We start from the raw sequence: 21,129 nt of genomic DNA, 5'->3' as shown, positions 1-21,129 counted from the left end.
TCAAAAGATCATATTTTGAGGGGAGTCCTTTATCCAAACCCTCTTTCTTTTTTACCCTGTACAGCTCTTATTTTTCTCCCGCAATAAATAACTCGGTCATGCTGTATGCTTCATCGTCAGGGAACTGTTTTGGCGGGTGCTTCATGAAATAAGCCGACGGAGAATAGAGCACTCCCCCTACCCCGCGGTCCAGGGCAAGTTTACAGCAGCGGATGGCGTCGATGACCACGCCTGCGGAATTCGGGGAATCTTCCACCGAAAGCCGGAGTTCCAGGTTCATGGGCACGTCCCCAAAGAGTTTGCCTTCCAGCCTGAGGAAACAGACCTTGTTGTCTTTCTGCCAGGGCACGTAGTCACTGGGTCCCACGTGGATGTTTTCGACTTCCAGGCGCTTGGCCAGCACGGATTGCACGGCTTCGGTCTTGGAGGTCTTCTTGGACTTCAGGCGGCTGCGGTTGAGCATGTTCAGGAAATCGGTGTTTCCGCCGGTGTTGAGCTGGTAGGTGCGCTCCACTTTGACCCCCCGCTTCTTAAAAAGGTCGGCAAGGGTCCGGTGGACGATTGTGGCTCCCAGCTGGGACTTGATGTCGTCACCTATTATCGGGAGGGCTTTTTCCTCAAAACGCCTGGCCCAGGCGGGGTCGCTTGCTATGAACACGGGCATGTTGTTTATAAACGCGCAGCCTGCTTCAAGGGCGCAGTCGGCATAAAAGCGGGCAGCCTGCTCCGAGCCTACAGGCATGTAGTTCAGGAGGACTTCGGCTCCGGAGCTCCGGAGAGTTCGGATGACGTTTTCCTTTGTAGCCTCCTCCGCTTCCGAGAGCAAAAACCTGCATTCTTCAGGATAATCTACGAGATGTTCGGAACAGCCGTCCAGGACCCTTCCCATTTTTACTTCCACGCCCGTAGCCGGGACTCCGGAACAGAAAACGGTGGTGCAGTTGGGAGGAGCGAAGATAGCATCCGAGACATCCTTTCCCACTTTTCGTTTATCAATGTCATAAGCCGCCACAACCTCAATATCAGAGGGATGGTAGCCTCCCAGGTCCCGGTGCATCAGGCCAATTATATCACTGTTGCCCCTGGACCCACCATACCTTTCACTACTTTCCTCATCGCAGCTTTCCTTTATCCTGTAGTACTCAATTCCCTGTACAAGGGAACTTGCACAGTTCCCCAGCCCTGCAATAGCTATTCTAATCCTGTTCTCCCCAGCCGTCTGCATTCCCCCTGAATGCGATTTCCTGAGCTTTCTATCCCCAATAAATATAGCCCGGAAATAATGTATGGAATTTCTTTTAAATTACGGTGCTTTTTCTCCGATCTGTCCTATCCCAATCCAGCTGCTTACAACAGGGTCATTGACACCTGCTGCTGCCGATTGCATCAGGGATAAACAATGATAAGCAATGATAAGCAATGATAAGCAATGATAAGCAATGATAAGTAACGATAAGTAACGGAAACTGTAACCCCCAATATTCTATGCAGAAAGTACTATAAAAAACATTTTACAAAAAATAAAAAAACTGTGGCACTGTTCGTCCGGAAAGAAGTCTTCCAATCCTCATTATTCAGGTCATGGAAGCTGGGCGTACAGGTATCAAAGATTTATCCAGAGCACGTACATTACATGAATTCCTATGAACAAAGGTACTAGAAACTTAAATAGGGGTTTCTGGGTCTTGTGCCTGAAGCGCTGCATCCCCATCCAGGCCCCGATGGGTCCGAAGAAGGCTGCTATCAGGAGGGTCTGCTCCGAAATGCGCCATTTTTGCCGTTTCGCCTTGAACTTGTCCAGCCCGTAGAGGACAAAAGAAACTGAGTTAAGTGCAGCATACAGGATGGGAATAAAAAGGTACATGCCGTTTTCCATGGAAAGGGATTATCCATAATAATAATTAAAGGCTGTGATATTCACCGGGGATTCCGGGCTTCTGAAACTGTTTGCGTTTTAATCTCACATCTTTGAGGAGGGATTTTGAAGGAAAAGGAAAAGTAACCTGAAAACCAATATATGCAGGCAGAAAAAGTGGGGTGGAATATGAAGTGGGATGAAATATAAAGGGGGATGAAATATAAAGGGGAGCAAACGATCAACGTGAGTTTATTATCAATGGGGTTCGACCAATGGGAATTTACGAGTAATGGGAGTCCATGGTCAACGGAACTAGACGATTAATGGGAGTTAGCGATGGGAGCTGAAAAGCAAAATTCCCGTAGCCTGGCTTTTCCTCCGCCGCTTATACTGCGGGCAGGCCGCTACCTTCCCACCCTGATCTTTCTGGGGTTTGCAGTTAATCTTATTCTTCCCGAGCTCGCCTCGGTTGAAGAGTCCCTGCAGGTCATCAAAACAATGGTCCTGTGGGCTGTGCTGCTGGCTGCCCTTGCCCAGGTTATAAGGTATATGGGAAGCGGCTATCTCCTTCATTCTATTGTGGCAAACGTAAACCAGAAACTTTCAGTGTCCAGGGGAGCCCTGATAACTATTGCTGCAGCTAGCGTCGGGCTGCTTGCAGGAGGGCCGCTTGGAAACGGGGCAGCCACATACCGCTGGATACGGAAACTGGGCATCAGCGCCGAAGCTTCGGGGCTTGCAGGTACCCTGCCCACCTTTTTCAACAACACAATTTTAGTGATACTGGGAGTGGCAGGAATACTCGAGCTACTGGCAGCAGAGGAGCTTTCCTCCGCACAGTTCTCCGCCTTTTTCCTGGTCCTTGTCGGGATGGGCATGGGGATTGTATCAGTAGGCTGGGGAAAACAGCACAGGAAAGGCTTCATGGCTGCAGCTGTCAGGGAAGCTGCCTTTTTTTCCAGGGCTCTCCAAAGGCCCTACAACCCACATTCAACTGAAACCGCAGTCCTCCGCATGTTCGCAGCCTTCGATGTGCTAGAAAAAGGGGGTTGGAAACGCCCGGCTCTTGGAGCAGTGCTCACCATCGGCTTCGATATGTTGACCCTTTACTTCTTCTTCATAGCTGCCGGAAACCAGGTAAGCCTGAGCGTCCTGCTTGTGGGATACGGCCTGCCCCTGCTCTTCGGGAGACTGGCATTTCTCCTCCCGGGTGGGGTGGGGATTGTGGAGAGTACCATGGCAGCTCTCTACACAGGCCTTGGAGTGCCGGGGCCGATTGCAGTTGTGGTCATCCTCGGCTACCGGATGTTTTCGTTCTGGATCCCGACCTTTTTAGGGTTCCCGCTTGCGGCTTACCTTCAGAAGGAATGAAAACCGGAATGGAACCGGAAACCAAAATGGGAGTCCAAATGGAAATCAACTATAAATCAAAATAGAAATCAAAATAGAAATCAAAATAGAAATCAAACCAGGAATTAACTATAAATAAAGCAATCAAGCTCAATTCCCATATAACTCTTTTAATTTTGTCTTCATTTCGAATTCAATTCGCGTCCCCATTCAATAATATTTATATGTTGGAAGGAAATTACACTACAGACTGATTTTTCCCTGATCGTTATATTCGAAAAAGGAATTATTGAATGCTGCATGACATGCAGAGTCATGGCATAGAACTACTCACCAAAAATCATCAAGTCAAAAGAAGGTCCTTCTAATGAAATACTGGCAGCCGAAATACGAAACAATGGGTCACGCCGAGATGAAAGAACTGCAGTTAAAACGCCTGAAAAACAGCGTCAAACTGGTCTATGACAATGTCCCCTTCTACAGGCAGAAATTTAAGGAGGCAGGGGTCACTCCGGACGACATCAAGACCCTCGAAGATGTCCGGAAACTGCCCTATACCCGCAAAACGGACCTTCGGGACAACTACCCCTTCGGGCTCTTTGCTGCAAGCCAGGACGACATCGTGCGCATCCACGCGTCTTCCGGGACCAGCGGGAAGCCCACGGTTGTCGGCTACACCGCACATGACCTCGATGCCTGGTCGGACCTTATCGCAAGAAGCCTGACCATGATCGGGCTTTCGAACAGGGACGTTATCCAGAACTCCATGAACTACGGCCTTTTCACAGGAGGCATGGGCTTCCACTACGGCGTGGAAAAACTCGGAGCAATGACCGTCCCCGCAGCCACCGGAAACACCGCCCGCCAGCTCGAGATGATGATCGATTTCGGCGTAACCGCAGTCCACTGCACTCCTTCCTACGCCTTCTACCTTGCCGAGACCGCCGAAGAACTCGACCTCATCGACAAACTCTCCCTAAAAGCAGCCATCTTCGGAGGCGAACCCTGGTCCGAAAACACCCGCAAGCAGCTTGAAAAGCGCCTCAACCTCAAAGCCTACGACTGCTACGGCCTCTCCGAAATGATCGGCCCAGGCGTCGGTTTCGAATGCCAGGAACAGGACGGCCTGCACATCTGGAACGACAACTTCCTTGCAGAAGTCCTCGACGAAAATGGAGAACAGGTCGCAGAAGGCGAAAAAGGCGAACTGGTCCTAACCTCCCTCAACAAAGAAGGCTTCTGCAACATAAGGTACAGGACCGGCGACATGACCCGCCTCTTAGAATCCGACTGCGCCTGCGGCCGCACAACAACAAAGGTCTCCCGCCTCCTTGGCCGTGTCGACGACATGCTCATAGTCAGGGGCATCAATGTCTTCCCCTCCCAGATCCAGGACGTCATCTCCCGGATCCCCGAAGTAGGCGAACAGTTCCAGCTCGTCCTCGACCGCAACAAACACATGCTTGACGAACTGACCGTCGAAGTCGAACTCGAAGAAAACGCCTTTACCGGCGAACTAAAAGACCTCTCCGCCGTCCAGAACCACGTCCAGAAAGAACTCAAAGCCATCCTGAACATCCGGACGAATGTTGAGCTGCTTGAGAAAGGCAGTATCGAAAGGACCGCAGGAAAGGCTAAGAGGATTATCGACAGAAGGGAAAAGCTGTAAAGCTTCTATTTCAGGGAGCTTTTTCCCTGCACCTACCTTTTTTTCGATTTAAAGGCTTTATATGCCTTTTTTTACTTGTTTTTTTCCTGAAATTGAATTGTCGGATAGTTTCTAAAGACTCAGGGGTTTCCTGCTACGTTCTTATGAATGCTGGGTAGTTGACATCATCAAAATAGGCAAAGGTATAAGAGAGAGCTCACCGTTACAAGCAGTTATTAACTTTTAAGCAGTAAATTAATCTTAACTTTTCTGAAGTTGTGCTTATAGCTCTTAATTGTTTTTAATATCTCTTAAATATACGAATATGAAAAAGCAATTAAGTAGCTTTTTCAGACAAATCATGGAAAGTTTAACTATGAATAATTTTAAAAAACTAGGCCTCAGTAATGCTGTTTTGAAATCAATAAATGAACATGGCTTTGAAAGCCCTACAGCAATACAGGAAAAATCAATTCCCCTAATACTTGCTGGGGAAGATGTTATAGCCGGATCCGCAACAGGTTCCGGAAAAACACTCTCATTTGCTTCTGGCATATTACAAAATTCCGAAAAAGGAAAAGGAATTCAGGCTTTGATCCTGACCCCTACAAGAGAACTGGCGGAGCAGGTGGCAAATACTTTCAGGAAATTCTCAAAATACGACCCGCTAAAAATCGCATCTATCTATGGCGGTGTAGGGATCAATCCACAAATTAAAGAATTAAAGAATGCCGAGGTTGTTGTTGGAACACCCGGTAGGCTACTCGATCATATCAGCAGAAATACCATCAAATTCAATAATGTGAAAACACTTGTCCTTGATGAGGCAGACCATATGTTTGATCTGGGATTCAAAGTGGATGTAGAAAAAATCATCAAGAAATGTCCTCAAAACAGGCAGACCCTTTTGTTCTCTGCAACCATTTCAAAAGATGTTGTCCAGCTTTCCCGCAAGCACATGGAAAACCCGGTTCGAGTATCAGTAGAGTCTTATATCGACCCGCAAAAATTGAATCAGGTTGTTTATAAAGTGCAGGATGATATGAAATTATCTCTGCTTGTGCACCTTCTACAAAATGAGAAGTCAAACCTCGGGATGGTTTTCTGCAACACAAAAAGAAACACTGACAAAGTCGCAAAAAACCTGAGAAAAGTAGGTATCGATGCCCTGGCAATTCATGGCGGATTGACACAGAACAAACGAACTCGCATAATGGAAGAATTCCATTCCGGGAACATATGTGTCCTTGTATGCACAGATGTAGCCGGAAGAGGAATTGATATACAGGGTGTTTCCCATGTTTACAATTATGATATTCCCAAGGAGAGTAAACAGTATATTCACAGGATTGGAAGAACTGCACGAGCAGGAACAGAAGGAAAAGCGATAAATATCCTTTCCAAAAATGACCATGCTAATTTCATGAGTGTGCTGAAAGACAATGATGTAGATATTAAGGGACAGGCACTACCTGCTCTAAAGAAAATTGTAATTGAAAAACCGGGAAGAAGATTGCCAAAGCCGGTAAATAAAATGAAAAACCCCTCCAGAAAAGGTCAGCAATATACCAGGCACAGAAACAAGTGAACACCGTTCGCCTGTGCATTACATTATAATTAACCATTGATCAATTGGAATCGGCAGGAGCAATGGACAGCTCCTGCAAAAACCCAGGCATGAGAATAAGAACGACGGCCAGGGTGCGCCACTACGATGTTAATCACTTGGAAATCAAACAGTCCTCATGCCAGGCTTTGTTGCTGATATGAGGGTGACATTGCTGTTGCCGTGATTTGCCAGTGCCCTATAAGCTCATCCACAAGGCTCGATGCGAAGAGCCCGTCCGGCCCCTGTGGGGTAAGGTCGGTGAATGGGGATTCGTAAAGTAGTGCAGCATCCATCACGCCATGTTCTGTAAGGTGGTTCACAATCAGGTTTATTAATTCTATCTGGTTCGCGCTCAGGGTCTTGCCTGATAGGAAAGTGGTCATCACTTTTTTTGCAGCTCCCCGGTCCAGGCCTACCTGAGAATAGATGTTAAAAAATGAAGATCGAATTTTTATTTCCTTGAAACAGGGCTCCTGTTAAATTTGCTTATTTTCAGGAAACAGGGCAGCCATCCAGTTTAAACACCCGTGCCAGCCGAATTGCGCCTCGGTATCAGAAAAATCTATGATTTTTCTTTTAGTTACGATGAAATCGCAACAGTAAGCGGTCCGTTTCGCTCGCTACGCTCACTCAAGCGGACCAGTATTTTAAAATCCAAAGCAACCGCCGAGTTCCAGCACCCATACCCACCCACGTTCGCCGAAGGCGAACGGCTTTTCCCTGAAGACTGAAAAGAAGAAGCAATAGAAGAAGAAGAAGCAATAGAAGAAGAAGAAGCAATAGAAGAAGAAGAAGCAATAGAAGAAGAAGAAGCAATAGAAGAAGAAACAGTTTTGGAATTTAAATCAACATTCTTCGGCACCATTAGAAACCTTTCTGGAAAATAGAGTTTATCGCCTAGAGGCTGATCACGAGGTCTAAAAATTATAATAAAATACAGCTCTGACGTTGTAAATATAAAAAATGAAGATATGTGTTTGATAACACATATCAAGCAGAGTTCGAATTTACCTTAATATCCCGGTTCCTTTTACCTTAACTCTTCGGATCGAACTTTATAGCCCGGTCGTACACGATCTCTGAATAGGATGGTCCGGTTTTTGTTGTTTCCTCCAAATAGGCCCTCCAGGCAACAAAGAGCGGCTGGTCAAGCTCTATGCCGCGAGCTCCCACGCCGTAGGGCACCTCGTAGCAGTATGGGTCTTCTTCAGTGCAGTTCCTGGCGAGCTTGTAGACGTACAGGTATTTCGCATTCGGATTGTCAGGGAGGTACTCCTCGGCAGATCCACTGAAATCCTCATCAGTGATTGCTCTAACACCATTCCACACATCAGCTCCGTATATGCAGAAGTTCGAGTATGTCGCCTTTCCTGTGGCTACATGGTTGACCCCATAGACAATTATGAACTCTTCAGTATTGTTGCCCAGGGTAATCGCCGGATCCCTCAGGAAAGGATAGTACTGTGAGGTGTCAAAGAAAGGCGGTGTCGGCGAAGAGATAGTCTGGTTTGCTGACCAGAGATAGGCAGCGTCGTTATCAGGACCTACGGCGTTAATACCTCTCTGGATAGCATCACTCCCTATAGGAACTCCCTGACTGGTCGGGAGCTCTGTGGCATTGGATTGGTTATATCTGTCAAGAATCGCAATCCTTAGCTCTTCGAGATCATCCACAAGGTCGAATTCTGTTTGCCCGGTTCCGCGAACCCTCAGTTCCGGATAATCATACGGGTCAAGCTCAGTAGTGTTGTTGGAAGTAATCCGGAAAATAGTTGCAGGCGTATTATTTATGTAATCATCCCCAGCCTCCGTGTCATTGAATAGGGCCGGGCGGATAAATGCGGCAAATGTATCGGAGTCATTCTCCAGGCCCAGGTTCAAAATGGCTGGAGGAAGAACCTGAGTGTTGGTTATATTATCCGAATACCCTGCTGATTGGGCAGCAGCCCGGATGCGCTGGTCAATGCCTTTGTCGGCTGTAATGATTATTACCGTGGTCTGGTTGAAAGGATCTCCGGAAGACCCGTTTGGAGTCCCTTCGGTATTGATAACCAGGTTGTTTACCGTATCTTCCACGTTGGCAAAGATCCATCTCCTCTCATCATCAATTGTCCTGTGTATTATGTAATGGTCGTAGCTGAAGTACCTGCATTCCGGCGGTGTCCTTCCCACAAAAACAACAGCTTCATCAGGACCCAGGTTCCAGAATGGAGTTACATTCTCGCTTACGCCCAGTGTACTGGTTATTTGCTTAATTCGTTCTTCCACTTCATAACTAGGTGCCGGTGGAACAAAATATATCAGATACTTTGTGGTGGGATTGTTTCCATACGCAGAAGGTAATGCTCCTTCCTCCAATAACCTGATTAGATCAAAGTAAGCCAGTTCACCTTCCTGTACGGTGAATCCGTCCTGTTCCAGAGCCTCTTGAAAAGCCTTCGTTTCCTCTGTTTCATTCTGTGCAAGGCAAGTTCCAGTTAATACCGTGAACAAAAAGCCAAGCAATATGACCTGTACATACTTTTTCATATACCATATCCTCCCGTAGCTAATTTAGCATCAAGTTTATCAGTTTTGGACGTAACGTATCTAAATTAGCCAACCAGTAAGTGTAAAATATAATATATCGATTAATTATATAAAACAAAAAGAATACTAATTTCTTAGTTATTAATAGTCCTTAAAAAATTTCAGGAAACTTTTTCCTTGCCTTACTTTTTCTTGAATAGCCGAATTGCGCCTCGGCAGTACGCGGTCCTTTTCCCTCGCTACGCTCACTCAAGCGGACTAATATTTTAAAACCCAAAGCAACCATTTAGTTTTAACATCCGTGCCCACCCACGTTCGCCGAAGGCGAACGGCTTTTTCCTGAAGACTGGAAAGAAGCAGTGGTCTTGGAATTTCCACCAGCCTTTAAGTTTTATCGCGAAAAAATCCGAATCACCCACTTCTTAACCCACTAAATGGCAAAACTTATTTTACCTGCCACCAATATCAAAAAAGAAATTGGAGGAGTTTATGGTCCCGCTACCCCTTGAAACCATTGCCCAGCAGGCAACTAATATTCTTCTGCCAGCCCTGCCTTTCCTTACTCTTGCAGGAAAGTCCGCAGCTGATAAAGGAAAAGAAGTTCTTGAAGACATGGCCTACGAAAAAGTTATTGAAAAGCTTGGTTCCGAAAGTGGGAAAAGGGCAAAAGCTCTGCTGGAAAAGATAAGTCCGAAAATGAGTGAATCCCTTGGAAAAGCGCTTACAAAGGCTTCCAAAAATTCCGAAGACCCGAAAGCAAAAGAAGAATTGCAGCAGGAAATCTTCAAACTGCTGGTGGAAAACCCGGAGATTGCGAGAGAAATAGAAATCATCGTAAACATAAATCTCAAAATCGACCTGGTCAAGCAGCTTGTTTTCGGAGACAATAACCTGATACTTAATCTGGAAGGCGTTCAAGGGGAAGAACTGATCAAAGTTCTGAAATATATGGAATGGAAGAGGCAAGAGGAACTAATTCAAGAAGTTCAAAGAAGTTATAGCCCTTCCGCTCTGCCAGATTATTCCAAGAATCTAATGAAATTTGTAACCGAAAACAGGGCAGAAGAACTTTCTCATGCCCTCAACCGTCTTCAGGAAAACAAAATTCTACTTTTCAGCGGTATCGCAGGTGTCGGGAAAACTACCCTTGCAAGGGTTCTGATAGACTTCAGGCCGACAGGCGTCCCAGAACCATTCTGGTTCGACTTCCATCATAATAGAGATGCAAATCTTGAAGATGTACTTGAAGCTCTTGCAGCCTATCTGGAAGCCCCCGAGATACTGAGCTTCAAAGGAAAAAGACAGGCAGGAAAACCCGATATAAACAGACTTACAGAGGAACTGAGAAAAAGAAACTCCCTCTGGCTGGTCTTTGACGACCTGAGCTACATGATTAATGAAAACCGGAATTTCATAGATCCAGGGTTGGGTCTGCTCTTCACATCCCTCAGGGACAACACCCACAGGGCAAAGGTAATCCTGACCAGCCGGATTATGCCCCTGCTGGACAATGGAGAATACCTGATCGATGAACTCGAAGACGAAAACCGGCAGGAGATAAAGGGTCTGAAAACAGATTTTGCCGTTAACTACCTGAAAGAAAACGGTCTTGACAAAATTGAACTCGATATACTGGAATCTCTGGTCGAAAGCGTGGACGGACACCCTTTCTCATTGAAACTGCTCGTGGGTCTCACAAAGAAACATACACCAGAGAATATACTAAAAGACCTTAATCTTTACAAAAAACACCAGGAAGACCGCATCAAAAAAGCAAGATTCCTCTTTTACAAACTGGTGGATGAAGAAAAAGAGCTGCTGGAACGCATCGCCGTCTACCGTCAGCCCGAGCCTCCTGAAGCCATCAAAATAATGTTTACAGACAACACCCCCATTGATTCCGTTGACACTCTACTCGATAAATCCCTCCTCGAAACCGACCACAATGGAAAATACTGGCTCCACCCCCTTGTGCAGGAATTTTCTTACAATGACCTGAAAAATAAGAATGAAGCCCATGCGATCGCCTGCAAGTATTACCTCTCCATTCCCCTCCCTGAGAACCCCAGAAAGAAAGAAGAACTCCAGTCAGCAATCGAAGCCCACCACCATGCCTGCGAAGAGGGAGGATATGACCTGGCTGCAATCATAATTTATCGCTCCGGTCTGCACCAACTTCTGGACATATGGGGAAATTACACTACACTTGTTGAATTATACAATCGGTTGCTTCCGGTTGATCCGTTTAATGAAGAAATTCTACTAAAGAAAGAATTTCAAAGTTTTGTTTTTGGGAACCTCGGTCTCGAATATAGTAATCTAGGAAATGTGAGAAAAGCAATTGAATATTACGAACAGGCACTGAAAATTTCTAAAGAAATCGGCGACAGGCGCGGAGAAGGTGCAGACCTTGGAAATCTGGGCTTAGCATACAGTCATCTGGGAGAGCCCAGAAAAGCAATTGAATATTACGAACAGGCACTGAAAATTTCTAAAGAAATCGGCGACAGGCGCGGAGAAGGAAATCGCCTCGGAAATCTGGGCTTAGCATACAGTGATCTGGGAGAGCCCAGAAAAGCAATTGAATATTACGAACAGGCACTGAAAATTTCTAAAGAAATCGGCGACAGGCGCGGAGAAGGTGCAGACCTTGGAAATCTGGGCTTAGCATACAGTCATCTGGGAGAGCCCAGAAAAGCAATTGAATATTACGAACAGGCACTGAAAATTTCTAAAGAAATCGGCGACAGGCGCGGAGAAGGAAATCGCCTCGGAAATCTGGGCTTAGCATACAGTCATCTGGGCGAGCCCAGAAAAGCAATTGAATATTACGAACAGGCACTGAAAATTTCTAAAGAAATCGGCGACAGGCGCGGAGAAGGTGCAGACCTCGGAAATCTGGGCAACGCATACAGTCATCTGGGAGAGCCCAGAAAAGCAATTGAATATTACGAACAGGCACTGAAAATTTCTAAAGAAATCGGCGACAGGCGCGGAGAAGGAAATCACCTCGGAAATCTGGGCTTAGCATACAGTCATCTGGGAGAGCCCAGAAAAGCAATTGAATATTACGAACAGGCACTGAAAATTTCTAAAGAAATCGGCGACAGGCGCGGAGAAGGAAATCACCTCGGAAATCTGGGCAACGCATACAGTCATCTGGGAGAGCCCAGAAAAGCGGTTAAGTTTTTGAAACAATCCCTGGCTATAGGAAAGGCAATTGAAGATCCAAGGATAATTGGCTTTTGCGAGCAGAAATTGAAGGAACTTGAAGGGTCTAACGACTGATTTTTATCTTTTTTTCAATTTCAGGGGAAAAGCCGTTTGCTTCGCAAACGGGGGCTGCTGCCGGGGAAAAGACCAGGTTGGAAACCCGGCTATTAGTTAAGCGAACAAAAAAGGTCGCTAATAAAACCAGGGATTTACAGGGAAAATCCGGGTTCCTGCTTCAGATCATTCTGTTCAGGCTTCAAAGCCAAACCCAAAACCAATAAGCTATTAAGTAAACAACCCCAAACTTTACCTGCAATTTTTACCGGATTTAAAATTCTTAACAATCATATTTTTGCTCAGCTTTTAAAGGTGGAACTATGCCTCACATAATGGAGTTACTGGGAAAAACAAGAGTCGTCGTAAAAGACGGGAAAGTCGTGGAAGTCGGAGAGCCGGAAGTCGATTGGTGCCCCCTTTTTGCCAAGATTCGCGGGATCCAGAAGATCACCGGCGAGGAAGCAAAGAAGAACATGGAGTTCAGGATAAAGGACTTCGGGATGTTCACCGACAAGCGCAAGCTGGAGCTTGAGGACTTTGTAGGGTTCGGAGCCTCCGAAGTCATGATGACCGGGCTTAGCAGAGGCTTGCTTGACACAACCGTGACCGCCTGCGACGGCGCAGGGACCGTGATTTCCAACAACCCCACCCTTGTCCAGGGCATGGGAGGCAGGATGTCCGGCCTTGTCGAGACCGAGCCAATCGACGGTATCATAAACGGTATCCAAGAACGCGGCGGAATCGTGCTCGACCCCTCGACTGCCGTAATGGACCCTGTTGCAGGAGTGAAAAAGGCAGCTGAGCTTGGCTACAAGAAGATTGCAGTAACCGTTGCCTTTGCCGATACCGCTAAAAAATGCAGGGAACTCGAAGCCGAACTCGGGCTTGACCTTGTGGTTATCGCCGTACACGTAACCGGACTTGACAGGGAAGAAGCCCAGGCTCTTGTTGAAAACTCGGACATCGCAACCAGCTGCGCCTCAAAACCCGTCAGGGACCTCGTAAAGCCCCTCGCGCAGGTAGGGACTGCCGTTCCGCTTTTTGCCCTTACCCAGAAGGGGAAGGAGCTTGTGATAGAAAGAGCAAAAGATATCAAAACCCCGCTCCTGATCAATACGATGGCTCTTCCGGTGCTGCCGGAGCACAAGCAGCCCAGGGACCTGATTTAAGGCGGCAATAAGGCCGTCGTTACTTTTTTTCTTTTTGTTTCTTTTTTACTTTTTTCCTTTATTTTTCATTTTCTTTTCCTTCATTTCCCTTTTTTTCCTCCATTTTCCCTAATTTTTCCTTCATTTTTCCTTCATTTTTCCTTCATTTTTCCCTCTTTTTTCCTTCATTTTTCCTTCATTTTTCCCTCTTTTTTCCTTCATTTTTCCCTTTTCTATTTCCAGCCACCTTTACTCATTTCTTCAGATTCTAACTTCATTTTGTCAACAAAAAAATAGTTTCAACATCAAGCGGTAAATCTGGAAAACCCTGAAAAGGTATTAAAATGACTTTAAAAGTCTTTGCAGTGCACTGAAATATACTAACTACATTTCAATGCCGATTAAGTATATATTAATAACCAACCAATAGGAGATTGTGGTATGATTTCTCCGGAGAAAATCAAGCTGCAAAGAAGCAAACAGGCCGGAAACTGAAGTAAAAGGCAAAACCAGAGGAAAAAGAAATGGCTGTAAAAGATGAAATTCACGGACAGATCGTTGCAGGTCTTAAGGATGCAAAGTTTCCCATAAACACACCCGGAGAATTGCTTGCTGCTTTCCCTGCGGGAGCAGACACCACATGCAAAGCCGGGGATATTGAAGTTACTGCGGGAGAAGCAGGCAAATTGCTCACTGAAGCGGATTTCCCGTTCAAGGATGCAAAACAGGTTGCAGACACAATAGTCGGAAGGGCGGGGCTTTAAGTCCTGCATTCTTTTATCTCAATTTTTAACTGTTCACTCCTCATTGTTCACGACTAATTACCCGGAGCACTGTCTAAAGCAACAGTATGGAGCAAAAACAAATTCGAAACCAGGGGAAAAATTTGGAAATAGGTAAAAAAATTTGAAAAATGTTGAAAAAACAAATTTAAAAATCGATCAGAAAAATAGGTTAAACAGTTAAAAGGAAGAAGCTAAGAATAGTTACTGCCAGGACATCTTATCAAGCATCTTGGTTAAGTTACTTGCCTCATCAAAGGATAATTCAGGCCAGCTCTTCCCGCATTCATTGCAATACTGACTAATTTTTTTATGTCTATCCATATACCTGAGAGACTTTATTACTAAATTTTTTTGCCTAACAGTCATTGAAGAATCCATCAGTTCCATAAAACACTCCTTGAATAATATATTCATTTTTCAGTAGTCTGCAGTCGATCAAAAAACAGAAAGCACTAAAAACCTTATACTCTTTGCTTGTTATATATATGGGCTTCATACTATATATATACATGTATTGCAATGATCTACATATTAGATAAAAATATCAATATATAGTCATGTATATATATAGTTTGAACAAATACAACTTTATTCAGTACCTACAGGTGTGTCTATTATGCCTCATATAATGGAATTATTGGGGAAAGCCAGGGTAGTCGTAAAAGACGGAAAGGTCGTAGAAGTTGGGCCTCCGGAAGTAGAATGGTGCCCCCTCTTTGACAAGCTGAGGGGAATCCGAAAGATTACTGCCGAAGAAGTCAGGAAAAACATCGAATTCAGGATCAGTGACTTTGGACTGTTCACCGACAAACGCCAGCTCCTCGAACTTGACACCTATGTGGCTTTCGGAGCCTCCGAAGTAATGATGAGCGGCCTTCGTCGAGGCTTCCTTGAAACAACCGTAACCGCCTGCGACGGCGCAGGGACCGTGATCTCCGGTAACCCTCCCCTTGTCCAGGGGATCGGAGGCAGGATGTCCGGCCTGATCGAAACCGAACCCATTGCCAAAACCATCAAAGGAATACGGGAAAACGGCGGGACTGTGCTCGACCCCTCAGGTGCAGCCATCGACCCTGCAGGCGGGGTAAGGAAAGCCGCTGAAATGGGGTACAAAAGGATCGCAGTAACTATAGCAGACGCAAAAACCGCCAAAAACTGCAGGGAAATAGAAGCCGAACTCGGGCTTGACCTGATCGTGATTGCAGTCCATGTAACAGGGGTCAGCCGGGAAGAAGCCAGGGAGCTTCTGGAAAACTCGGATATCGTAATAAGCTGCGCTTCCAAACATATCAGGGAGCTTGCAAAGCCGCTTGTCCAGGTGGCAGTTGCGATTCCGCTTTTCGCTCTCACTCAGAAAGGAAAGGAGCTTGTGATTGAGAGGGCAAAGGATATCGAAAGGCCGGTTTTGATTAATACTATGGAGCTGCCGGTTGTGCCGGGGGAGAAGCAGCCGAAGGGATTGGTTTAAAGCGGGTTTAGGAGCGTTTTCCATTCATTTTCCCTTTTTGTGTATTTTTGAAGGGGAACAAGGCTTAGGGTATGAATTATAGGATTTTTTGTGGATTGAAAAGCTGAACCCCAAATTTTTGAGTGTTTTGGACTCTAATCAAGTAACGAAAGTAGACACCATTTCGGTCATCCCGGAAAAACTAAAACCGAAATCGCTAAAACCACCGCCGGTAAATGCATCTTTTCTCACTTCGCCTGCCTCCCAGCCAACAAACCAAACTGATCGAATTCGAGAAGCTGGCTGCGGGGTTTTCTGAAGTTTCGGATCGAAGAGAGAAGGCGGGAAAAATTCTATTTTTCACGAAGAATATGGTTGTTTCGATGAAGTGCACGCAAGCGCCCTGAAACAGCTAAAAAATAGAAAAAAAGATTTAAAAATGATCTTTTCTCAAAATCTCTTCTCAAATCATTTCCAGGTAGGCCTTTACTCTTCGACCTGTCCTCCATTGCTGAAGAACATTTTGTCACCGTTGTCCCCGGAGTAGACGATAAGCTGACCGTTCTCCATTGCTACTGACTTCACATTGAACAGCAGCGTTACATACTGGTCATACAATGAATCGGGTCCGCATGCGGCAAGAGTCATCGGGCCTGGCCCTAATGTCAGGGTGTTTCCTTCCAGGGTGTAGCTTCCACTGCCCCGGTTGCAGTCGGCTTTGATGGAATATGTGCCGTCCGGAAAGAGAGAAAGAGTGTAGTTTTCAGGGTCAGGGACCACTGATTGAGCGACTGGATCGGTTTCAAGAAGTCCTGTCCACTGCCATTCGATGCTGGTAATGTCATCAACCGAAATGATTTCAGGCTCAGAAGGGGTGATTTCGGCAGGCTCAAGTGGAGTTTCTTCCTGCTCAGTACTGCCAGGTGAAAAGGCACTCAAGGTTATAATTCCGACAGTGAGGAGTAATACAAGATAAATAGACATGTTTTTCAAATTCATCATAGACCTCTTTGGATTGACGAGCTAATGAAAAGCATTGTTTCAATATAACTTTTGTTTAAGCTACGATTTGATTTGCAGTCATGCGACTCTGTTTTTGGATCGGAAGGAGAAAACACTTCACGACCTGTTCGAAGAAGAATTCATGTCGTTCTGGCCAGGTTCACGCAAGAGCCCCAAAACCGCCAAAAAATAATAAATAAGATTTGGAAGTTAAAAGTTGAAAATTATCATTAGCCGGATCAGACATCACAGGGCAGCAGAATATTTAAAAAAATATAATATTCGAGTAATGTACCAGAACCGTTATTAAAACTCATTCCCCCTATTATGACAGGGGAAAAGTGGGACTGAACTTTCACGGAAATCAGGATGAGGTATTAAATCGAGCCTTATAAGCTGCGAGACCTCATGGGGATCCAATACATCAACAGCATAATAATCAGAAAGAATAATCAGAAAGATAATTGGGGAAATTTCTGATTTTAGCCTGATAATTTTAGATGAAATGCGAAACTGAGTTTTAAGGAGGGACAAAGCACCAGAGGCTCCAAAATCCCTACTTTTCTACACCATAGATAGGAAAAATTAGTGGAATAAAATTCTGGAGGTTGAAGGTTGAAAAAAACACTTACAAAAAGTATGGCATCTTGTGTAATACTTATCCTTATCGGGTCGGTGGTTGCGCTTGCTCCGGGATCGGAAACAGGATTTGAAAATGTAACAGAAACAGGATTTGAAAACGTAACGGAAACAGGATCTGAAAATGTAACTGACGGAGGATAGGATTCCTAGCCAATAGATACAGGATCCGATAACGTAACCGAAGAATATGATCCTGAAATAAATCCTGAGAGCTTCGTCGAAGGAGTTGACAATCCTTACTTCCCGCTGGTCCCGGGTACAACTTTCGTTTATGAAGGAGAAAGCGAGGAGGAAGGCACGACCATCCTGAATGAGGTTTTTGTTACCAACGAAACCAAGGAGGTAATGGGAGTTACCACCACCGTTGTCCAGGATACTGAATACGAAGACGGGGAGCTGGTTGAGGAAACCTTTGACTGGTACGCCCAGGACGAAGCCGGAAACGTCTGGTATTTCGGAGAAAACTCCATCGAATATGAGGACGGAGAGCCTGTCAGTACCGAAGGTTCCTGGGAAGCCGGAGTAAACGGCGCAAAGCCCGGAATCATAATGTTGGGAAACCCCAAAGTCGGGGACATTTACTACCAGGAATTTTCACCGGGCGAGGCTGAAGACCAGGCCGAAGTGCTCTCATTGAGTGAAACGATCACGGTTGCCTATGGTTCCTTTGAAAACTGCTTGAAGACAAGGGAATTTACCACGCTCGAACCCGGCGAAGAGGAAAACAAGTACTATGCCTCAGGCATCGGTCTGCTTCTTGAAGAAGAAGTGGAAGGAGGAGATGAGAGACTGGAACTCGTGGAAATTACTACTGAATAAAAGGGGAGGATAAAACCGGTTCCTCCTAATTTATTTTTTGCAAGTTACTGTTTACAATCTACAGTCTGCAATATACTTCTTACAAAATGTTCATTTATTATAGGCCATTTGCCTCTTATAACCTGGGGGTAGCTTTGATGTACAAAACCAGACAATACATAATAATGGGGTTCTTTCCGGACATGAGGTTTATTTTCAAATCCGGGACAGGCATCCAATTTTCTTGTGTTGATATTCTTTTCACTTACCATGTTAACGAAAGATCAGGGTGAAGATGGAATTTGAACCTGAACCAAGAAAAAAGCTTTACGAACTGATAAGAGATTCCCCGGGAATTCATCTAAGGGAGCTCGAAAGGCGGCTGGATCTGGTAGTGGGCAGCTTGCAGTACCACCTTCACTATCTCGAAAAGAATAACCTGATTTCGCATTTTAAAGATGAGGAATACGTCCGATATTTCGTAAATAAAAGGATTCCCGAAAAGCGTGAGAGGGAAATGATCTATTTTTTAAGGAGGAAAGGCTGCAGGCATATCCTGATAAACCTGCTCCAGAGCCCCGACACGAACAATAAGGAACTGTCTACCGCAGTCGGGCTCTCCCCCTCAACTGTTTCATGGCACCTCAATAAGATGGTAAAGTCCGGTATCATTGAAAAGGACAGAACAGGGCAAAGATGTAATCTCAAAATTGTAGACCCGGACCTTACTGCCAGGCTGCTTATATCCTACAAAGACTGTTTTCCCGATAGGCTTCTTGAAAACTTCATCGAAATGTGGAATTTTGGGGACAGTAAAAAGTGAGCTTAAGAAAAAGTGAGCTTATTTGATCATTTGATAACTTGATCATTCGATATAACTTATAAGATATAAAAAATAAGAATTGAAAAACAGAGGCCGAATAAAATTCCTTCGGAACTGAGTTTGAATCTCAGATTCCAGAGGCTTATCCGGATTGATTTTCTCCGAAGTTAAATCCTGTTACTCAGTGGTAATTTCTACAAGTTCCAGTCTTTCATCTCCACCTTCAACTTCCTCTTCAAGAAGCAGACCGACGCCTGAGGCATAGTACTTGTTCTCTTCCTGGCCAGGTTCAAGGGGGTTCCATTCCCTTGTCTTCAGGCAGTCTTCGAAAGAGCCGTAGGCAACAGTGACCGATTCATTTAAAAAGACAACTTCAGCCTGGTCTTCGGCTTCACCCTGGTAGAACTCCTGGTAGTAAATATCTCCCACCTGTGGGTCTCCCGGCATTATTATCCCTGGCTGGGCCCCGTCTACTCCGGCTTCCCAGGAACCGGCGGTGCTTACGACTTCACCTTCATCGTATTCTTTGGACTCCTCACCGAAGTACCAGACATTCCCATCTTTATCCTGGGCGAACCAGTCAGAGGTCTCTTCTTCCAGCTCATCGTCCTCGTATTCCGATTCCCTGACAACGATGGTGGTTACTCCCATCACATCCCTGGTTTCATCAGTGACGTAAATCTCGGTTCTTAAAGGATCACCTTCATCGCTTTCCCCTTCATAGAAGAAAGTTGTGCCCGGGACCAGCGGAAAATAGGGGTTATCAATTTCTTCGACGAAGTCCTCGGGGTTTATGACAGGGCTGTATTCCCCTTCCACTCCCACGGCTTCTTCAGGGACTTCCTCTTCTACTACTTCCTCTTCTACTACTTCCTCTTCTACTACTTCCTCTTCTACTACTTCCTCTTCTACTACTTCCTCTTCTACTACTTCCTCTTCTACTACTTCCTCTTCTTCTACCACTTCTTCTTCTACCACTTCTTCTTCTTCCCCTTCTTCAGGGACTTCCTCCTCAACTCCTTCCTCAACACCTTCTTCCGAAGGTTCTTCAGCACAACCGGAAGCAAATAACATTGCCGCAATGAGTAACGCAGCCACAAGAATACCCCGTTTCTTCATAACCTTCCCCCAATTGTTTAAGATAAGAATGGGTGCACATATATGCACACGTGTGGGAAAATATACAACGGTAAACTTACTTTCCCGATAAATACACTCCCCGATTATGTTTTATAAACTATTGGTATATAAAGATATTAATTCCAGGTACATTTTATTAAACTGATAGTGGGAGTTAAAATGAAGGTTGGAAGGCTTTTTTAAGCTTTTCGAGCCTCAAAAGGATTCAGGCTGCTTTGGCAAGGTTCACGGCGGTGGCTGCCCAAAGCCATCTGAGACCTTCCGATATCGCAAAAAAATGAAAAAGAGAAAGTAAAATAAAAAGCAGAAGATGAGATTGAACTTCACCCGGGCTCCGGATTCTTAAGTTTCAGATCCCTTCAATCACTCCCCCATTGGTAAAGATCATCCTGTTGTCTTCACTCCCGGAATAAAGGATGAGCTGGCCGTTTTCCATTTCCACTGAATTTACGTCGGAGAGCAGCGTAACATATTGATCATACAATGATAAGGGTCCGCATTCGGCAAGCGTCATCGGGCCTGCCCCCAGTGTAAGAGAGTTTCCTTCAAGCGTATAGCTTCCTCCGCCACGGTTGCAGTCGGCTTTGATGGAATACGTACCATGCCTGGAAAAAACAATAGTGTAGTCCTCAGGGTTCGACACTTCTGTTTTGCCTGAGATCCCCGGCTCCTGAAGCTCGATCCACTGCCACTCGATGTCAGTAATTTCCTCAGCCAGAGTTGCTTCAACCTCTTCCTGTTCGTCCCCTTCTTTTTCGCTTCCTTCTTGCTCTGCCTCATCTATTCCAGGCTCTTCCATTTCAGGTTCTTCCATTCCGGCTTCTTCTTGCTCTATCTCTACCTGCTCAACCTCTTCTTCCTCAACCTCTTCTTCCTCAACCGCTGCCTGATCGGCATCTTCAGGAATAGTTTCGGCAGGGGCTTCCTGCTCTGCACAGCCCAGCGAAAAAACAGCCGCAGCCATAAGCCCGATGGTAAGAAGTAAAACAAGACCTACGGATGTATTTTTGAGTTTCATAACAATACCCCCATCTGGATAATAGTATGAAACTCGTTAACTTAATATCCTTTTGATTGGGC

Annotated in this window: 18 protein-coding genes and 1 pseudogene; 10 read left to right on the top strand and 9 right to left on the bottom strand. The window is 45.4% G+C overall.

Going from position 1 to position 21,129, the window contains the following annotated elements; all coding sequences use genetic code 11:
- Nucleotides 1-67 precede the first annotated feature (67 nt).
- Both MSMTP_RS08760 and MSMTP_RS08755 read right to left on the bottom strand, forming a co-directional pair.
- Entirely contained in the window at nucleotides 68-1,225 is a 1,158-nt protein-coding gene (locus MSMTP_RS08760) for an inositol-3-phosphate synthase (RefSeq protein ID WP_048178677.1), read from the bottom strand.
- Between the two features lie 378 nt (nucleotides 1,226-1,603).
- Nucleotides 1,604-1,876 carry a DUF1294 domain-containing protein gene (locus MSMTP_RS08755; RefSeq protein ID WP_048178676.1) on the bottom strand — a complete coding sequence of 91 codons (273 nt, stop codon included), beginning with the start codon at nucleotides 1,874-1,876 and terminating at the stop codon, nucleotides 1,604-1,606.
- Nucleotides 1,877-2,194: 318 nt separating this feature from the next.
- Here MSMTP_RS08755 and MSMTP_RS08750 point away from each other — a divergent pair, with 318 nt between their 5' ends.
- From MSMTP_RS08750 to MSMTP_RS08740, 3 genes and pseudogenes are all read left to right on the top strand, one after another.
- On the top strand, nucleotides 2,195-3,229 hold the full coding sequence (locus MSMTP_RS08750) for a YbhN family protein (protein ID WP_048178675.1): 1,035 nt from the start codon (nucleotides 2,195-2,197) through the stop codon (nucleotides 3,227-3,229).
- A 316-nt stretch (nucleotides 3,230-3,545) separates the two neighbouring features.
- Nucleotides 3,546-4,877: pseudogene (locus tag MSMTP_RS08745) on the top strand (phenylacetate--CoA ligase family protein); the annotation flags it as partial.
- Between the two features lie 340 nt (nucleotides 4,878-5,217).
- On the top strand, nucleotides 5,218-6,444 hold the full coding sequence (locus tag MSMTP_RS08740) for a DEAD/DEAH box helicase (protein ID WP_231582975.1): 1,227 nt from the start codon (nucleotides 5,218-5,220) through the stop codon (nucleotides 6,442-6,444).
- A gap of 155 nt (nucleotides 6,445-6,599) precedes the next feature.
- Here MSMTP_RS08740 and MSMTP_RS08735 read toward each other — a convergent pair whose 3' ends face one another.
- The 3 genes from MSMTP_RS08735 to MSMTP_RS08730 all read right to left on the bottom strand — a co-directional run bounded on the left by MSMTP_RS08735 (nucleotide 6,600) and on the right by MSMTP_RS08730 (nucleotide 8,733).
- Entirely contained in the window at nucleotides 6,600-6,875 is a 276-nt protein-coding gene (locus MSMTP_RS08735; RefSeq protein WP_369799633.1) for a type I restriction-modification enzyme R subunit C-terminal domain-containing protein, read from the bottom strand.
- Nucleotides 6,876-7,045: 170 nt separating this feature from the next.
- Entirely contained in the window at nucleotides 7,046-7,330 is a 285-nt protein-coding gene (locus MSMTP_RS18500; protein WP_156153757.1) for a hypothetical protein, read from the bottom strand.
- Between the two features lie 170 nt (nucleotides 7,331-7,500).
- Nucleotides 7,501-8,733 (bottom strand): hypothetical protein, encoded by a 1,233-nt coding sequence (locus MSMTP_RS08730; protein WP_255351027.1) that lies wholly within the window; start codon nucleotides 8,731-8,733, stop codon nucleotides 7,501-7,503.
- A 750-nt stretch (nucleotides 8,734-9,483) separates the two neighbouring features.
- Here MSMTP_RS08730 and MSMTP_RS17950 point away from each other — a divergent pair.
- The 3 genes from MSMTP_RS17950 (at nucleotide 9,484) to MSMTP_RS08715 (ending at nucleotide 14,176) form a co-directional block, all read left to right on the top strand.
- The gene (locus tag MSMTP_RS17950; RefSeq protein ID WP_052718337.1) at nucleotides 9,484-12,282 is read left to right on the top strand and encodes a tetratricopeptide repeat protein; all 2,799 of its coding nucleotides are present in this window, start codon (nucleotides 9,484-9,486) and stop codon (nucleotides 12,280-12,282) included.
- A 302-nt stretch (nucleotides 12,283-12,584) separates the two neighbouring features.
- Nucleotides 12,585-13,433 carry a methanogenesis marker 8 protein gene (locus tag MSMTP_RS08720; protein ID WP_048178670.1) on the top strand — a complete coding sequence of 283 codons (849 nt, stop codon included), beginning with the start codon at nucleotides 12,585-12,587 and terminating at the stop codon, nucleotides 13,431-13,433.
- Between the two features lie 503 nt (nucleotides 13,434-13,936).
- Nucleotides 13,937-14,176 carry an MTH865 family protein gene (locus tag MSMTP_RS08715; protein WP_048178669.1) on the top strand — a complete coding sequence of 80 codons (240 nt, stop codon included), beginning with the start codon at nucleotides 13,937-13,939 and terminating at the stop codon, nucleotides 14,174-14,176.
- Nucleotides 14,177-14,398: 222 nt separating this feature from the next.
- Here MSMTP_RS08715 and MSMTP_RS08710 read toward each other — a convergent pair whose 3' ends face one another.
- Nucleotides 14,399-14,584, bottom strand: a complete 186-nt coding sequence (locus MSMTP_RS08710) for a hypothetical protein (RefSeq protein ID WP_048178668.1) — start codon at nucleotides 14,582-14,584, stop codon at nucleotides 14,399-14,401.
- 229 nt (nucleotides 14,585-14,813) lie between these two features.
- On the opposite strand from MSMTP_RS08710, the gene MSMTP_RS08705 reads away from it, so the two are divergent.
- Nucleotides 14,814-15,665 (top strand): methanogenesis marker 8 protein, encoded by an 852-nt coding sequence (locus MSMTP_RS08705; protein WP_048178667.1) that lies wholly within the window; start codon nucleotides 14,814-14,816, stop codon nucleotides 15,663-15,665.
- A 465-nt stretch (nucleotides 15,666-16,130) separates the two neighbouring features.
- Here the strand turns inward: MSMTP_RS08705 and MSMTP_RS08700 are convergent, their stop codons facing one another.
- Nucleotides 16,131-16,583 carry an META domain-containing protein gene (locus MSMTP_RS08700; protein WP_052718336.1) on the bottom strand — a complete coding sequence of 151 codons (453 nt, stop codon included), beginning with the start codon at nucleotides 16,581-16,583 and terminating at the stop codon, nucleotides 16,131-16,133.
- Between the two features lie 678 nt (nucleotides 16,584-17,261).
- On the opposite strand from MSMTP_RS08700, the gene MSMTP_RS19190 reads away from it, so the two are divergent.
- From MSMTP_RS19190 to MSMTP_RS08690, 3 genes are all read left to right on the top strand, one after another.
- Nucleotides 17,262-17,429, top strand: a complete 168-nt coding sequence (locus MSMTP_RS19190; protein WP_156153756.1) for a hypothetical protein — start codon at nucleotides 17,262-17,264, stop codon at nucleotides 17,427-17,429.
- Between the two features lie 204 nt (nucleotides 17,430-17,633).
- Complete coding sequence (locus MSMTP_RS08695) at nucleotides 17,634-18,107, top strand: hypothetical protein (protein ID WP_052718335.1); 474 nt, start codon at nucleotides 17,634-17,636, stop codon at nucleotides 18,105-18,107.
- A gap of 274 nt (nucleotides 18,108-18,381) precedes the next feature.
- On the top strand, nucleotides 18,382-18,909 hold the full coding sequence (locus MSMTP_RS08690; RefSeq protein WP_048178665.1) for a winged helix-turn-helix transcriptional regulator: 528 nt from the start codon (nucleotides 18,382-18,384) through the stop codon (nucleotides 18,907-18,909).
- Between the two features lie 177 nt (nucleotides 18,910-19,086).
- Here MSMTP_RS08690 and MSMTP_RS19185 read toward each other — a convergent pair whose 3' ends face one another.
- On the bottom strand, nucleotides 19,087-20,028 hold the full coding sequence (locus MSMTP_RS19185; protein WP_156153755.1) for a hypothetical protein: 942 nt from the start codon (nucleotides 20,026-20,028) through the stop codon (nucleotides 19,087-19,089).
- Nucleotides 20,029-20,398: 370 nt separating this feature from the next.
- A complete protein-coding gene (locus MSMTP_RS08680; protein ID WP_048178664.1) occupies nucleotides 20,399-21,067 on the bottom strand; it encodes an META domain-containing protein in 669 nt (222 codons plus the stop codon).
- Between the last annotated feature and the right edge of the window lie 62 nt (nucleotides 21,068-21,129).

The sequence above is a fragment of the Methanosarcina sp. MTP4 genome, assembly GCF_000970045.1.
Classification (GTDB): Archaea; Halobacteriota; Methanosarcinia; order Methanosarcinales; family Methanosarcinaceae; genus MTP4.
Note: the sequence above shows the minus strand (reverse complement) of the source record. Positions and strands in the feature narration are given on the sequence as shown.